Source organism: Cytophagaceae bacterium ABcell3 (genome assembly GCA_030913385.1).
Classification (GTDB): Bacteria; Bacteroidota; Bacteroidia; order Cytophagales; family Cytophagaceae; genus ABcell3.
This window is the reverse complement of sequence record CP133159.1, coordinates 2,005,056-2,019,018: the sequence shown is the minus strand read 5'-3', so window position 1 is coordinate 2,019,018 and position 13,963 is coordinate 2,005,056. Positions and strand designations below refer to the sequence as shown.

Below are 13,963 nucleotides of genomic sequence, written 5' to 3'. Positions count from 1 at the left end.
ATCTGTTTTAATTTGTTTGTAATTACCTTTTATGAATTTCCCCTTGCGGCTCTTTAGCGTTCGGAGGGTTTGTTCCATGCATATGATAAATAAAGCTGGACACTTCCTGAATTTGCAAAGGCGTAAGTTGTCCTTGCCAGGCTATCATACCTTTCTGAGGAATTCCATATTTTATTGACTTAAAGATATCTTTAATATCACCACCATATAGCCAATACTCGTCTGCCAAGTTAGGCCCAACCCCTCCCTCACCAGCGACACCGTGGCAGGCAGCACAATTCTGGCTATAGATCGCTTCTCCACTGGCAAGGTGCGATACATCATCCAGCACTTCCACATTGTTTTCATCTATAAGATTCCCCGCTTTTTCTCTATGTTCGGCAATCCTCGCTTCCGCAATTTTCATTTCTGCATAATACTCCTCTGCCGAAGAAGGCCCATCATAGTAATGATAGTAACCCAAATAGACCACAGAGAAAACAATGGTAGCGTAAAACATAAATTTCCACCAAGGAGGCAAATTGTTATCAAGTTCCCTGATTCCGTCATATTCATGTGAGGTCAACACCTCATGCTCACGTTCAACAGGAACAGCATCAGTCAATTTGTCTTGTAAAGCAGCCCACCAAGATTGCTGAGGCTCCACAGCATTGGAGGAAGCAAACTTATTCTCAGCCTGCAAGAAATTGATCAATGCACGGAAGGCCACCAGTACAAACAACAAGACTAACACCACAAATATGATAAGAATAAGAAGTACTGACAGAAAAGCATCCTGGTTTGACAACAAAGACTGTAAAAGTCCTTTATCTTCTGCTGCAAAAGCGGACACAGGCAGTAAGTTAAGAGCCGCCAGGAGCATAGCAGGAATAAACCACTGCTTTTTCATTGTTAAAAGTTTGAAATTCATTGCACTTTCTGGTTTGAATGAAACAATACATTATCCTGACCTTCCTCATCTGCTTGTCCATCTAAGGGTAAATGCTCCATCTCTCGGAGATACTCTTTATTGGCTCCAAAAACCAGTATGAGTACTACCAAAAAGAATATGAAGAAAATAAGAAAGGAAATGATAGGATAGATTTCTATCCCACCGATTTCTGACATATGATGCTTTATAAACTTTAGCATTATCTTATATTTTATTCGTTACTTTCACCTTTGATATCTATACCTAACCTTTGCAGGTATGCAATCATGGCTATAATTTCTTTATCACTAGTTACTCTGATACCGCTTTGGGCGAGATTGTCAGATATTCCTACAGCCTGAGTTTGCAGGTCAGCCAGTGCCTTGTCTTCATACCCTTCAGGATATGGGACACCTAATTTTCTCATGGCAGAAATTTTCGCTTCTAAATTGTCAGTATCTAGCTTTCTGGTAATCATCCATGGATAAGCAGGCATGATTGAGCCAGGAGACATAGACTCTGGATCCAACATATGGTTGTAATGCCATGAATCAGGATATTTGCCACCTTCTCTATGCAAGTCCGGCCCTGTACGTTTAGATCCCCACAAGAATGGGTGGTCATAAACAAACTCTCCAGCCTTCGAATACTCGCCATACCTTTCTGTTTCTGACCTGAACGGCCTGATCATCTGGGTATGACAGTTATTGCAACCTTCTTTGATATACAAATCCCTTCCTTCTAGTTCGAGTGGTGTATAAGGTTTAACACTGGCAATAGTAGGCACATTAGACTTCACAAGGAAAGTCGGCACCATTTCAACCAATCCACCTATCAAAATCACTATTAAGCTAAAGATCAGAAGTTGCGTAGGGCGCTTTTCTATAGCTCTATGCCAGTGCTCTTTAGCATCATGCTTCTCTTCTTTAATAGCTGGCACCTGTGATGGCTCATTGGCAAGGAAAGAGCCCTTTTTAGCTGTCATGTAAAGGTTGTAGCACATAGCCAATGCACCGACAATGAACAACCCTCCACCAAATGCGCGCAGCAAATACATAGGTTTAATCTGCGTTACCGTTTCAAGGAAGTTAGGATAAGCAAGGAAACCATCAGCGGTAAACTCTTTCCACATTAAGCTTTGTGTAAATCCAGCCCAATACATAGGAAGGGCATAGAAGATAATACCTAGCGTACCAATCCAGAAGTGGAAATTGGCAAGTTTCTTTGACCATAGTTCAGTACGGTACATCTTAGGGAATAGCCAATAAAGCATACCAAAGGTAAGGAAACCGTTCCACCCTAGGCCACCTACGTGTACGTGCGCCACTACCCAGTCGGTAAAGTGTGCAATAGCGTTTACATTCTTTAATGAAAGCATAGGCCCCTCAAAGGTTGCCATACCATAAGCCGTCAGCGCAACGACCATGAATTTTAGCACGACATCTTCCCGGACTTTATCCCAAGCACCTCTTAAAGTAAGAAGTCCATTGAGCATCCCCCCCCAAGAAGGTGCGATCAACATAATAGAAAACACTACCCCTAAAGATTGTGCCCAGTCAGGAAGTGCGGTATATAGCAAGTGGTGCGGACCTGCCCATATATAAATAAATATCAATGCCCAAAAGTGAATGATCGATAACCGGTATGAATATACTGGACGGTTAGCAGCCTTAGGCACAAAATAATACATTAAACCCAAGTAAGGAGTTGTCAGGAAGAATGCCACCGCATTGTGTCCGTACCACCACTGGACCAGGGCATCTTGCACACCTGCATACCATGAATAGCTTTTCATAAAGCTTACAGGTAGCCCAAAGGAGTTTACAATATGAAGAACCGCAACAGTAACAAATGTGGCAATGTAAAACCAGATAGCCACATACATATGCTTCTCCCTCCTTTTTAAAATGGTGGCAAACATATTCCAGCCAAAAACCACCCATATACCTGTAATAGCAATATCGATTGGCCATTCAAGTTCAGCATATTCCTTACTGGAAGTGATTCCCAAAGGCAGGGTTATGACGGCAGAAAGAATAATCAATTGCCATCCCCAAAAATTAATGTTGCTCAATGCATCGCTGTACATCCTTGTCTTACAAAGGCGCTGAAGGGAATAGTAAATCCCTGCAAAAATCCCGTTTCCGACAAAAGCGAAAATAACAGCATTGGTGTGCAAAGGCCTGATACGACCAAAAGTTGTAATTTCTGAGAAATTAAGCGCAGGAAACACCAGTTGAAGTGCGGCTGTAAGTCCCACTATCATACCAATGATTCCCCAGACAGCGGCAGCGATAGAAAAGTTACGTACAATAGTGTTATCATACATAACGATCTCCTGATCGATATTACTGACCACATGCCTGTCCCGGTCTTGTGTTAGGTTGTCTTTAAGCATGGTTATTTATGAGAATTGGATTGTTGTTTACTAGGCTTTTCATCATCAAACAGCATTCTGACCGAAGGAGTAAACTCATCGTCAAACTGGCCAGACTTCATAGCCCATAAAAATGCAGCAAGGAAAGTCCCTGCGACCAATAGGCTAATCAAGATCAAAATGAAGATTACACTCATGGTTTTTTAGCTTTGTTTACTTACAAAGGAAGGCATACTTAAGCCTCCATAGAATGACCATGAACAGAAGGAAAAATGACATTTATCACTTTTGAAAAAAGCAAAGGCGAGTCATTTGATTTTCTAGAAAAATTGCCTACCAACCTAAGAAAAATTCAAAATCACAAAAAAACAACTAAACCACAAACACTTACAGCACTGCAAACACAAAAAGACCTGAGATCACTCAGGTCTTTTCTTCCATTTTAACAAACACAAATATGACTCTTTACCGCTAATCTAAATTGGAACAAAGATAAAGTTTAAATTCTTGTGTTTTTTCTCATCAAAATCAACAAGCGTTCCATTACAAACCACTTTGGCTTTATACCCTAGATTTAAAAGGAGCATAAAACTCTTGACCCTGTTCATATTATCGGCAAGTTCACAATATATTACGGGCTTATATTTTTTAATCAATTCCCTTCCTCCTTCTAATACAGCCCATTCAAAGTGCTCAACATCTAGCTTAATGCCAGTAACAGGGCCACAGTCATGCTTCAAGCATTCAAGCTCATCTAATCTTTTTACATCAGTAACAAAAAGCTCTCCCTGGCTCTGCTTAGGTATTGACTCGTCCACCATATGACACAAGCCTTGCATTTTCACAGAATCTTTAACCGGCATCACCATAGACATTTCCTTTTCCTCATTACCTAGTGCATGTTGAAAAAAGCTTACATTGCCACACCCAAAAAAATCTGAAACCCTTTTCAAAGCTTTGTAATTATTTGGGACAGGTTCGAACGAAAATATCTGGCTTTTCTTAAATTTTCTAGAAAGTGTAACTGTCATTAGGCCAATATTTGCTCCTATATCCAGTACAACACCCTCCTCAGGCAGCAACTTCATAAACTCCAGAAAATCTCTTTCCGAAGAATCATACCTCATCATCCAAATCTTGTAGAGCGAAAACCCAAAAAGATAGTTCTCAAACCCTAGGCTCTTCTGGAGCGCTTTCTTGATTTTTGTTTTCATACATCGCCAGTTAAAAGTTACTTCTTCTTCTCTCACTATTAAAAATATAAATATTATGTCCACCAAAAGGTTATCGAAACTTGCTTTTTTTTAAAAAAAAAAGAGAAAGAAGCAAGAGTATGCTAAACTAATAAGGCAAGAAGGTTTTATGAAAACATCAATTCCCTATGCTTGGGAACCTATTTAGGACCTGCTGAAAAAGTCACAAGTGTGTGTAGCCTTACACGAAGACGTATTGGAATACTTCGAATGTAAGACCAAAAAGTAGATTGTGCATTTGTGGCTAGTCTCAAAAAAGTATTGATTAAACCTGAAATATGCAATAGAACTTTCTATTACGTAGCAAAACAACTTCAAATCAGTCGCTTTGCTCGCATTTTTGCTTTAACCATAGCACCACTATGCTTTGCAGCAAAAATGCGCTGATTTTTTGTTCTTTTGCCACTCATTACGAACCCTATGGCATGATTCGAGTTAAAGAAGAAAATAGAAAAACTATGTTCAAGCAGTTTTTAGCAACCAATGACAACGACTTTTCCACATTTATCATAAGGGTAACCTTAGGAGCCGTCATATTTCCACACGGGGCACAGAAACTATTTGGGTGGTTTGGCGGGGCTGGATTCTCCGGTACTATGGAGTTTTTTACAACATCCCTGGGAGTACCGGCTGCAGTGGCTTTCTTGGTAATAATGGCAGAGTCTATTGGCGCTGTAGGTTTGATTATTGGGTTCTTAACCAGATTTATGGCACTGTCTATCGGAATTGTTATGATCGGTGCTATTTTTATGGTTCATTTGCAATATGGCTTTTTCATAGATTGGCAGGGAAATCAAGAAGGACATGGGATAGAGTTCCATCTGCTTACAATAGGCATGGCCACAGCCCTTATCATTAAAGGTGGCGGATGGGCGTCTACAGACGGACTGTTAGCGGAGCCCAAAGGCCGCGGAAGAGCTAAATACTGGTAACGACAAACATTAAAAACTATGGCAATTTCCAGAGACACACTCCGAGTAGGAAAGAAATATAAAATAAAAAACTTTGGAGAAGTAACAGAGTTTATTGTAGAAGAAATAAGCCCTAAAAACATAAAAATCAAATCATTGCTCACACTGGAAACCTTAACACTAGAAGAACTTACCCAGTATGGCAAAGGCAGTGATTATGACCTTAGGGAAATAGGCGAATAGCAATAAAAAAGCTCAGGGAATAACCCTGAGCAAAAATTCACAAAACTTATTCAAAGTCCACTTCACCGTCTGAACAATAAGTCTGGAGCAAAGCCTCAGCCTTTGCATGGCCAAATTGAGCAGCCAAAGTGGCTTTACGACAACCATCCGCAAAGGAGTCCTCGTCTTTGAAACAACATTTTGCCATTCCATATAAAGCACCTGCATGCTCATCATCGATACGAAGAACTACATCATAGAATTTCATCGCCTGGTCATAGTCTTCTAATTTGTAATAAGAATCACCAATTTTTAAAGCGGCATCAACACTATTTCTGTGATCGTCAAAGAACTCCCTATACAATTTTGCTGCCGAAGCATAATCGAGCATATGGGCTGAATATATATCGCCAAGGAACAATGAAACACTATCCCTTTTAGGAGTTTCTTCATATACCTTATCTAAGTGAACATACGCTTCTTCATATTTACCGATCTTATACAAACACTTTCCATAAACAAAATGCATGTCTATCGTAGGAGCATCGCTATACAACATGGCCATTTTAATTTGTGAAACACATTCTTCATAATTCTTCCATTCCATCAACAAGCCAGCCTTAAACAAATAGGCATCTGCATATTCATTATCACGAATCAAGGCATTTTTAGCATATTGCATAGCCCAATACTCATCGCCCTGCTCTAAAAACTGTTTAGCTTCTTTTAGATAGTTTCTGGCGGAGTAGTAATTCATATAATTGAAAAAAACTACAGCAATAGTCACTAAACCAACAAAAACACCTATACCAATAAAAACATATTTTGAAGAATTGCTTTTTTGTGGCTTTTCAGGCTTGACTACCTTCTTCTTTTTGCCTACTTTTTTTGTAACAGTCCTGTTCATCTAATTTTATTTTTACTTCTTTATACTTGATAAAATCTCCTTTTTCATTAAAATAGCCAAGCTTTGCTTTCTGGATACCTGAGCTAAAAAAATATAACACAGGCGTTTTCCCTACAAATTTGGGAATATCCAATCCCGCCAACGCAATGTAAGCAGAATTATAAGCGCGATCCACTACCCTCGCTACCGGCTTAAAAACATGTTCCTGGTCGCTAACCACCAACTTACCTGACATAGTCATTAATTTGTTTAAATGTGTTCTGTTATAAAAAGGACACAAGTTAAATATATGCCAACGACCCTTAATAAGATCTTTATAGGTGATTATGTGTGATATGAGGAATACCACAAAAATAACTTTAAAAAAGTTGACTATAAGCCAAAGGTCTGAAGATTGCACCCCACTATAATACAGCACACTTGCATACTCAAACATTTCAATAGCAAAAAGCCCTGCCAAGAAGCGCCAAACCCTATTCTTTAACCGCAATGATTTGTCATAATAAAAATTAGAACTAACGTTTAAGCTATTCCCCAAAATCATTCCGTAGATAAATATTAATACAAGAACCAATACAATAGAAAGGGAACTGGTATCTCTTACCCCATCATCTATTTCAAGAAAATAATCATAAACACCATGTAAAAATGCACTAGCAGCAAAAGCCATTAACAAATAAAGTCCGACCAATTTCTTTTTATAAAATCTATTGTAGATTACTGCATAAGCCAAAAAACTAGTCAAGACAACATGAACAATAGTGGGACTAAAACCTCTAACAGACACAATATTATGCCCGTATTTATCCAGATAAGTAATGTTTTCAATAAATGAAAAAGCCAAACCAGACATTCCAGCCATAAGCAAAATAGCAACAGAGTCTTTAGGCCTAAAAATCAAATAACATACTATAAAAGGAATTCCCTTCACAAGCTCTTCCACCACACCTACCACCATTACATAGTAAACAAAATAATCTGATGGCGAAACTTGTAATAAACTTATACCATAAAACTTGTATAAAAACTCAGTTAAGAATAGAGTAGAAAGTGCGCTCAAGGCCAACGTGGCAAAAACAGCAGGAAAGATCCTCGCTTCAAAAATATTTAAGCTAATGAGTAGAAAAAACCAAATAATAGCTACGAACAAACTTGCATAAAACGGAAACTTAAAAACATCAATACCAACCTTTTCAACAAAAAACTCCAAAGAAGAAACATTAGCCTTTAATAATTTTAAATATTCCCCTTCACTTAAATATTGTTTGGTTTCTGGGTAGTTTTGGATCAAATTATAAGCAGCACCCCAATCTTCAGACGCTAAACTTGCCACTATAAGGTATTTCTTACAAGAATCTTCATAAATCTGTCTTTCTAGGCTTTCCTCTATTAACAGAGAAGCATCAAGGTAAGCGCCTTCAAGGGCCAAAGACCTGCCACGCCAATAAACTACAAGGTCATGATCATAAAACCCTTCAAGCCTATTAAAGTATTCTAAAGAAACCTCCCCTTCACCGAGCACAGAGTAATACATTCCCAAAGCCAGAAAACCAATTTCTCTAGCATTGGGGTTTTCAGAATGTAAATAAGATTGATAATATTTTAAAAAAGATTCATGCTTGCGCACCACCTCCCCTTCCATAGACATTTGTCGAAGAGGAGTATGCACAAACTTCTCGATTTGAGGGTACTGAAAATCGAAATCTAAAGTATCGTCAACAATTTGGTAGTCATCATCTAGTTTAACAATGGCAAAAGACGCAGGCAAAACCTCATCAACATACTTTTCTTTTTCTGGTGCATTAAAGATCAAACGCAATAACACTATAGCCAGAATGAGAAAAGAAAAAAGAAGTAAATGTTTCTTCATTAATCAGAGAAATTAAACCTGCCGAGCAAATCAGCACAGCCACAGGCCTAGAATAGACAAAAATAAGACAAAAACATATAAAAATAAACAAAATACACATATTTATAATTAAGCATTTTCATTTATTAGACGAAACACCTAATACAAGTCTTGCACTATTTCCAAGCACACCAAAACTTAAACCAATAAAAAGCTATCCAAAAATCCAATAGATAAGGTAGAGCAATAAAAGGGTTCCAGCAAAAGCCAAAATCCTGAGCATAAACCAAAACTGAGGGGGCTTTTCATTATGCGGGTTGCTCCTTGCCATAAACTTTTAGGTTAAACTGATTGATTAATTTTTGCAGGTAGGAATGAGCTTCTGGGAATTCTTCAGCGGGCGCCCATGAAGCAAAATTTTTATCTGTAGAGGCGGTATATGGCCCATGTTTGATCTCATAAATTACCGAACCAGGTTCTAGGCAGATAAGCGTATGCCATACGCGAGGGGGAATTTCCAACCCATAACTTCCTGATTCAGCTTTCAACACATGCACTTCTTGGGGGGTACCATCTGCATCAAATATAACTACTGCAATTGAGCCCCGCAGAATAATGAACGCTTCCGTCTTGTCAGGATCCTCATGTTTATGTGGCTGAACATAAGTACCAGGCTCCATGGCATTGAGCATACGGTGCATACTATCTTCCATGGTCGAATGAAAGTTATAGTTCATTCTCCTGCGGGGACTTGCAGCAGCTTTTGTGGATGTCTCATCCAGTAGTGCACTATCAATCTTAATCATTAAAAAACTCTAATTTGTCAATATTCCGTTAACCCGGAACAGCTAATAATGTTAAAAATAACGATCCTTAAGAAACACTTTCATCGACCTGAAGATGCTTCCTTTGCTGAGGCCGCTCATCGCCTGCGTATTTTTGGATCTTTTCTACAAACATCTCCATACGTGCCACTCGTGATGGATTTTCCTTTCCGCTCCAGATCTCTTCAAGTACTGATAGCAGGAAGAAAACAACTGATACATAAAATGCAGCAAGAAATACTGCAAGACTAAAAACTCCTTGAAACAAGGATCTAAAATACAGCAACAGATTTCTCATAACGGTAATGTTTGTTTGTAATACTAATTTAATAGTTGAATCATCAGAAATCAATAGGTAAATGTAATTTTTTCATTAACAATCCACGATTTTTTATTCTTAATATATAAAAGGCAAGAGGGGATGAACATGAAGAGGTTACTTACATTACTTGTATCACTATCTATCGCCTCATTGACACATCAAGTCAAGGGGCAAGAACTAGGGGTTTACATAAGTCCCTTTGGGGCTGGTTATTCGGAATTCAACTATCAGCTTCCAGAGGTTACTACACCATTTGAAAGCCGAGGACTCAATGCATCACCTAACGCATTTGTTACGCTTAGGGTAAACAGATTAAGGTTAGGCGCCGAAGCAGGTTTCTCCGGCGTAGGAATTCGCGATATTGATGTACCGACAGGAATACAACCTACAGTGCAAAGGAGAACTCATTGGAGAACGATGTATATGGGCGGCGGAAGAATTGGGTTTGATTTGATTCAAGCACCATTCTTTCATTTGTCTCCCGCTTTTACACTTGGCACTTTCAGAACGGTAAGGGACGATTTCAACGAGACAATGTCCAATAGGATGTTCACAAAATTTAGCATGCTGTTGGAGTTTCGGGGAGCTACTGTATTTTCAGTCTTCCTAGAACCTAGCTTTAGTCGTTTTAGCTATGACTCTATGGAAGCTCCTGATTTCTCTGGAAGGATGTATAACTATAACCTAAACCTTGGTATAGCATTTAGACTATAAGAGATAAAACCCAAGAACAATATTAATTTAGGAAACTAAGCCTTTCTTATAATATCAAGAAAGGCTTAGTGCTTTGAAAACCAGTATAAACGTTATACGCAGGACTTTATCTTTTAATAGCTTCTATTTCCAATCAGCCTTACTTTACAAGCACCGCTTTAACAGCTCCGTTTAGCCAACGGGCTGCAATGCTGCATCGTCAACTTTTCCATCTCTAATGCGAATGACTTGGGCTACATCGGTTACAAAAATCTTTCCATCACCTATTTCTCCAGTAGCACCATGAGCAAGGATGGCTTGAATAACGTCATCTGCAATATCTTCAGGAACAACAATATTCAATTGTGTCCGGGCAATAGAACCTAAATCATACTCTACCCCCCTATAAGTTCCCCGCTCACTTTTTTGGTTGCCTACGCCTTTCACGTCTGCAAAAGTAAAAAAGTCTACACCTATAGCATGAAGGGCTTCTTTTACTGTATTGAACATGGACGTTCTTATAATAGCTTCGATTTTTTTCATGGCTAAGTTTTTTTAGAATTTACATACCAACAAGTGCAATCTTGCAATTGTTATCCTAAAATACAGCACTTAGCAAACATTTACAAAACACTATTTTTCAATAATTTAGAAAACACACCCTTAAATCATGACGCTATTATAACAATCATGGTATTGTTTAACAGAACACCCTTAAAATTTAAGGGACTTTTCTTACAATTGTATCAAAAAACTCAAAAAACACCTTCAAAAAAACTCCGCAAAAAAATAATTATTTCTTAAAATTCCCTGGAAATACAAGCGCTACTACTACCTTTGGCATATTTTTTTAAACGCACAGTAAGTGCAGCTTTTCTCATCTTCGGTCTGCAAAAAAGGTACGTCAGCGTCACTTAGTTCTTGGAGCTTTTCAGCAAGTTTATCGCCAAACCAGCAAGGGTCTGATCCCGAAGGATACTGAAGCTGGAGAATATGGTTATCACGAAGAAAATGAAGTTGCAGGGACGGGAATGGCACCGATTTAACGTTTTGATAAAGCCATCCATACATTGCCATTTGAAATATATACCTAAACTTTTGCTGGTTTCCAATAACCTCTTCCACATAAAGTTCAGGTTCAGCGAGTAACTTCACAGGTTCTTTTTGGCTTTTTCCGGTTTTATAATCTACCAAACAAACCTCCCCTGCCCTTTCTCTCACTTGATCAATTTTCCCTCCTAATTCAAAAACATGGCCACCTACTTTTATGCCTGTCCGAATTTTTTCTTCCGAAGAGAGCACTTTGAAGGGAACGGACTCCAAGTCATTTAGCAAAATATTCAGGACATATTTCCGTAGTGCCGCAAGCAATAAGTTATTAAACCCCTTCCTCCTATATTGGCTAATCATTTCCTCATCCAACACTTTGTCCATGACAGCATTGGCCTTTTTCTGCAATTCTTTAATATCGCTGGCAGTAACAGGCTGTCCACTTTCTACATGTGCCTCATACAACAGTTCCATAGTCCGGTGAACAATATTACCCATAGCCCATGCCTCAAGATCTTCAGTTCCCTCTTCAGGGACTTTTACTTTTTTGATATAGGTAAAGTAAAACTGAAGTGGGCAGTTAAGGTAAACACTAAGGGCCGAGGGAGACAAGTAAAATCCCTTTCCGCTCCCTTCGGTATAATTTAATATTTCACGAAGGACATTTGCGTCTTTAGGTATAGAAATAGGCTTAGGCTCTACACTTTTACCAAGGTCAAAGGAAAAAATACGACTGGAAAAATCAAAAGCCCCTTTTTGGCCCGAGAGCTCATATTTAAGTTGCTGAAAATACCGGCTTATTTCGCCTTTTCCTGCTCCAGAAGCTTCCGTATTGTAAAAACAATAAACATTTTCTGCCCGTTGAATCAGGTTATAAAACTGGTAAGAGTAATTTGCATCGTGCGTTTCATAATCAGGCAACCCATAAGCTTTCCGAACCTGGTATGGCAAAAGCGTGTCTGAAGAAGGTTTTGCGGGATAAATCCCTTCATTCGCTGATAAGATAAATATATTTTTAAAATCCAGACAACGTGTTTCCATAGGCCCCATTACCTGCAAACTTCCTGAAGCATTTCCTTCTAAAGGGAGCGTGGCCGAAGCAAACACTTCACGAAGCAGCTTCCAAGCTGTATGAAAAGACAGTGAAAATGCTTCTGTTTTCAAATAAGCGTTACTGATAATTTTATCAAGTACGGCATTTGCAAAAACTAAGGACTCTTTATCTATGGCAGACATAGCCATAGGTGCTTTTTGCAAATAGCGGTTCATTTGTATCAAAAGCTGAAAGAATGCTTTCCCCTTACGGCGGTCATAAGAAAAAATCAAGTCCAGCAATTGTTGCAAAGCAGGCAATGTTTTACAACTTTCTGCCACAAGTTTCAGGTTTTCATGACTAGCCAAAAGAAGGTTTTGCGTATTTAAAGCTTCGGTAAATCTTTCAATAGCGCCAGATGCTAATGGGTAGATCAGTGGGTGGCGTAAAATCCGCGTCAGGTTGTTTATGCTTACAAGGAAAGCAGCCTCTTCTTGTTTACCCTCCCTATAGGTTTGGTATAGGTATTCATACAATGTCAGCAAATGTGACCTCCGCAAGTTTATACCCATGGTCACATTAATGTTTTCCAAGCGCTCAGGCAAAGAAAACAACAAGGGCTGCAACATATTTTGATCGGGCAGCACCACCATAGTCTCTGCAGGGTTAAGTCCTTCATCCAATAACTGATTCAATACATAATGCAATGCTTTTACCTGCCCTGCTTGCAATGCATTACCATAAGTATATATATTCTTTTTATCTGATTGAAGTCCGGCAGAAACCACTATAGATTCATAAGCCTCCCACCGTTTAGCATATTTTCTAATAAACATGCCTGCCTCCTGCATAGGATTGTTGACATAGTAATCATCGCCATCCCAAAAGATGGCAGCCTGCTTACCGACAAGAAGCTTTTCAACAATAGCAGCCTCAGATTTATTAAGGGCATTAAAACCTGCAAAAATGGCTTTTTTCCCAGGCACTGCTATTTTCCCTTCAGAAAGCATTCGATAGTTTAGGCCATCCCATGCAAGCCCTTCGCTAATAACCTCGGCTTTCAAATTTTTATATAGATCTGAAGCCAACTTCCATAGCCACAAATATTGCTCCCTTATCTTGTTATTTCCATAAGATCTAAAAGCCTGAAAAAATTGCTTAACGCCTTCATAGGAAAACAAGCTTTCCATATCAGAAAACTCATATTCCTTCAACAAAGACATATCGCTAAACAACTGATCAATATCCGCCAAAGCGAAATCCATCTCATTAAAATCCCGCAGCATGGTTACTGACAAGGGGTAAAAACGGTCAAAGTCCATGGCGGTTCCTTCTTTTACAAGGGAACAGTAAATTCGGTACATGCGCACAGACAAATCAAGTGGGTCTGCTGACAGGTAGGGTGATTGGGCTTTGACAAACTCACTGAATGTAGCCACTTGTGGCATCATCACAACACCATCTTCTCCACGCGCCCGAATAAAGGCTTTCAAATGGTCTCTGAAATAGACTCCTGCCCTTCTAGAAGGAAAAACATAGCAGTAATCAGAAGCTGATTTGTCCCAAGTCTGTTCTGCTACTATTTGCAAAAATTTCTTCTTCATAACGCTAC

General features: G+C 39.0%; 14 protein-coding genes. 3 read left to right on the top strand and 11 right to left on the bottom strand.

Going from position 1 to position 13,963, the window contains the following annotated elements; translation table 11 throughout:
- Positions 1–22: 22 nt before the first annotated feature.
- From RCC89_08265 to RCC89_08245, 5 genes are all read right to left on the bottom strand, one after another.
- A complete protein-coding gene (locus tag RCC89_08265; GenBank protein ID WMJ73154.1) occupies positions 23–910 on the bottom strand; it encodes a cbb3-type cytochrome c oxidase N-terminal domain-containing protein in 888 nt (295 codons plus the stop codon).
- A complete protein-coding gene (locus tag RCC89_08260) occupies positions 907–1,107 on the bottom strand; it encodes a CcoQ/FixQ family Cbb3-type cytochrome c oxidase assembly chaperone (protein WMJ73153.1) in 201 nt (66 codons plus the stop codon). Before RCC89_08260 ends, RCC89_08265 begins: the two co-directional genes overlap by 4 nt.
- Positions 1,108–1,142: 35 nt before the next feature.
- A complete protein-coding gene (gene ccoN / locus RCC89_08255) occupies positions 1,143–3,308 on the bottom strand; it encodes a cytochrome-c oxidase, cbb3-type subunit I (protein ID WMJ73152.1) in 2,166 nt (721 codons plus the stop codon).
- 2 nt (positions 3,309–3,310) lie between these two features.
- Positions 3,311–3,484, bottom strand: coding sequence for a cbb3-type cytochrome oxidase assembly protein CcoS (gene ccoS / locus RCC89_08250; protein WMJ73151.1), 174 nt, complete (start codon positions 3,482–3,484; stop codon positions 3,311–3,313).
- Between the two features lie 279 nt (positions 3,485–3,763).
- Entirely contained in the window at positions 3,764–4,501 is a 738-nt protein-coding gene (locus RCC89_08245) for an FkbM family methyltransferase (protein WMJ73150.1), read from the bottom strand.
- 497 nt (positions 4,502–4,998) lie between these two features.
- On the opposite strand from RCC89_08245, the gene RCC89_08240 reads away from it, so the two are divergent.
- Both RCC89_08240 and RCC89_08235 read left to right on the top strand, forming a co-directional pair.
- A complete protein-coding gene (locus RCC89_08240; GenBank protein ID WMJ73149.1) occupies positions 4,999–5,472 on the top strand; it encodes a DoxX family protein in 474 nt (157 codons plus the stop codon).
- Positions 5,473–5,490: 18 nt separating this feature from the next.
- Entirely contained in the window at positions 5,491–5,694 is a 204-nt protein-coding gene (locus RCC89_08235) for a hypothetical protein (protein ID WMJ73148.1), read from the top strand.
- 46 nt (positions 5,695–5,740) lie between these two features.
- Here the strand turns inward: RCC89_08235 and RCC89_08230 are convergent, their stop codons facing one another.
- The 4 genes from RCC89_08230 to RCC89_08215 form a co-directional block, all read right to left on the bottom strand.
- The gene (locus RCC89_08230; GenBank protein WMJ73147.1) at positions 5,741–6,580 is read right to left on the bottom strand and encodes a CDC27 family protein; all 840 of its coding nucleotides are present in this window, start codon (positions 6,578–6,580) and stop codon (positions 5,741–5,743) included.
- A complete protein-coding gene (locus RCC89_08225; protein WMJ73146.1) occupies positions 6,525–8,450 on the bottom strand; it encodes a PrsW family glutamic-type intramembrane protease in 1,926 nt (641 codons plus the stop codon). Before RCC89_08225 ends, RCC89_08230 begins: the two co-directional genes overlap by 56 nt.
- Positions 8,451–8,737: 287 nt before the next feature.
- A complete protein-coding gene (locus RCC89_08220) occupies positions 8,738–9,235 on the bottom strand; it encodes a WbuC family cupin fold metalloprotein (protein WMJ73145.1) in 498 nt (165 codons plus the stop codon).
- Positions 9,236–9,302: 67 nt separating this feature from the next.
- On the bottom strand, positions 9,303–9,551 hold the full coding sequence (locus RCC89_08215) for a hypothetical protein (GenBank protein WMJ73144.1): 249 nt from the start codon (positions 9,549–9,551) through the stop codon (positions 9,303–9,305).
- A 129-nt stretch (positions 9,552–9,680) separates the two neighbouring features.
- Here RCC89_08215 and RCC89_08210 point away from each other — a divergent pair, with 129 nt between their 5' ends.
- Positions 9,681–10,289: a hypothetical protein gene (locus RCC89_08210; protein ID WMJ73143.1), complete on the top strand. Its 609-nt coding sequence runs from the start codon at positions 9,681–9,683 to the stop codon at positions 10,287–10,289.
- 171 nt (positions 10,290–10,460) lie between these two features.
- Here RCC89_08210 and RCC89_08205 read toward each other — a convergent pair whose 3' ends face one another.
- Positions 10,461–10,811 carry a P-II family nitrogen regulator gene (locus RCC89_08205; GenBank protein WMJ73142.1) on the bottom strand — a complete coding sequence of 117 codons (351 nt, stop codon included), beginning with the start codon at positions 10,809–10,811 and terminating at the stop codon, positions 10,461–10,463.
- A 288-nt stretch (positions 10,812–11,099) separates the two neighbouring features.
- The gene (locus tag RCC89_08200) at positions 11,100–13,955 is read right to left on the bottom strand and encodes a PD-(D/E)XK nuclease family protein (GenBank protein ID WMJ73141.1); all 2,856 of its coding nucleotides are present in this window, start codon (positions 13,953–13,955) and stop codon (positions 11,100–11,102) included.
- Between the last annotated feature and the right edge of the window lie 8 nt (positions 13,956–13,963).

What these genes read in the sequence shown, in the direction of transcription:
- RCC89_08220 (WMJ73145.1), bottom strand. Translation starts at nt 9,235, where the DNA reads ATGATTAAGATTGATAGTGCACTACTGGATGAGACATCCACAAAAGCT.
- RCC89_08235 (WMJ73148.1), top strand. Translation starts at nt 5,491, where the DNA reads ATGGCAATTTCCAGAGACACACTCCGAGTAGGAAAGAAATATAAAATA.
- RCC89_08200 (WMJ73141.1), bottom strand. Translation starts at nt 13,955, where the DNA reads ATGAAGAAGAAATTTTTGCAAATAGTAGCAGAACAGACTTGGGACAAA.
- RCC89_08265 (WMJ73154.1), bottom strand. Translation starts at nt 910, where the DNA reads ATGAATTTCAAACTTTTAACAATGAAAAAGCAGTGGTTTATTCCTGCT.
- ccoN (WMJ73152.1), bottom strand. Translation starts at nt 3,308, where the DNA reads ATGCTTAAAGACAACCTAACACAAGACCGGGACAGGCATGTGGTCAGT.
- RCC89_08210 (WMJ73143.1), top strand. Translation starts at nt 9,681, where the DNA reads ATGAAGAGGTTACTTACATTACTTGTATCACTATCTATCGCCTCATTG.
- RCC89_08240 (WMJ73149.1), top strand. Translation starts at nt 4,999, where the DNA reads ATGTTCAAGCAGTTTTTAGCAACCAATGACAACGACTTTTCCACATTT.
- RCC89_08230 (WMJ73147.1), bottom strand. Translation starts at nt 6,580, where the DNA reads ATGAACAGGACTGTTACAAAAAAAGTAGGCAAAAAGAAGAAGGTAGTC.
- RCC89_08245 (WMJ73150.1), bottom strand. Translation starts at nt 4,501, where the DNA reads ATGAAAACAAAAATCAAGAAAGCGCTCCAGAAGAGCCTAGGGTTTGAG.
- RCC89_08260 (WMJ73153.1), bottom strand. Translation starts at nt 1,107, where the DNA reads ATGTCAGAAATCGGTGGGATAGAAATCTATCCTATCATTTCCTTTCTT.
- ccoS (WMJ73151.1), bottom strand. Translation starts at nt 3,484, where the DNA reads ATGAGTGTAATCTTCATTTTGATCTTGATTAGCCTATTGGTCGCAGGG.
- RCC89_08215 (WMJ73144.1), bottom strand. Translation starts at nt 9,551, where the DNA reads ATGAGAAATCTGTTGCTGTATTTTAGATCCTTGTTTCAAGGAGTTTTT.
- RCC89_08205 (WMJ73142.1), bottom strand. Translation starts at nt 10,811, where the DNA reads ATGAAAAAAATCGAAGCTATTATAAGAACGTCCATGTTCAATACAGTA.
- RCC89_08225 (WMJ73146.1), bottom strand. Translation starts at nt 8,450, where the DNA reads ATGAAGAAACATTTACTTCTTTTTTCTTTTCTCATTCTGGCTATAGTG.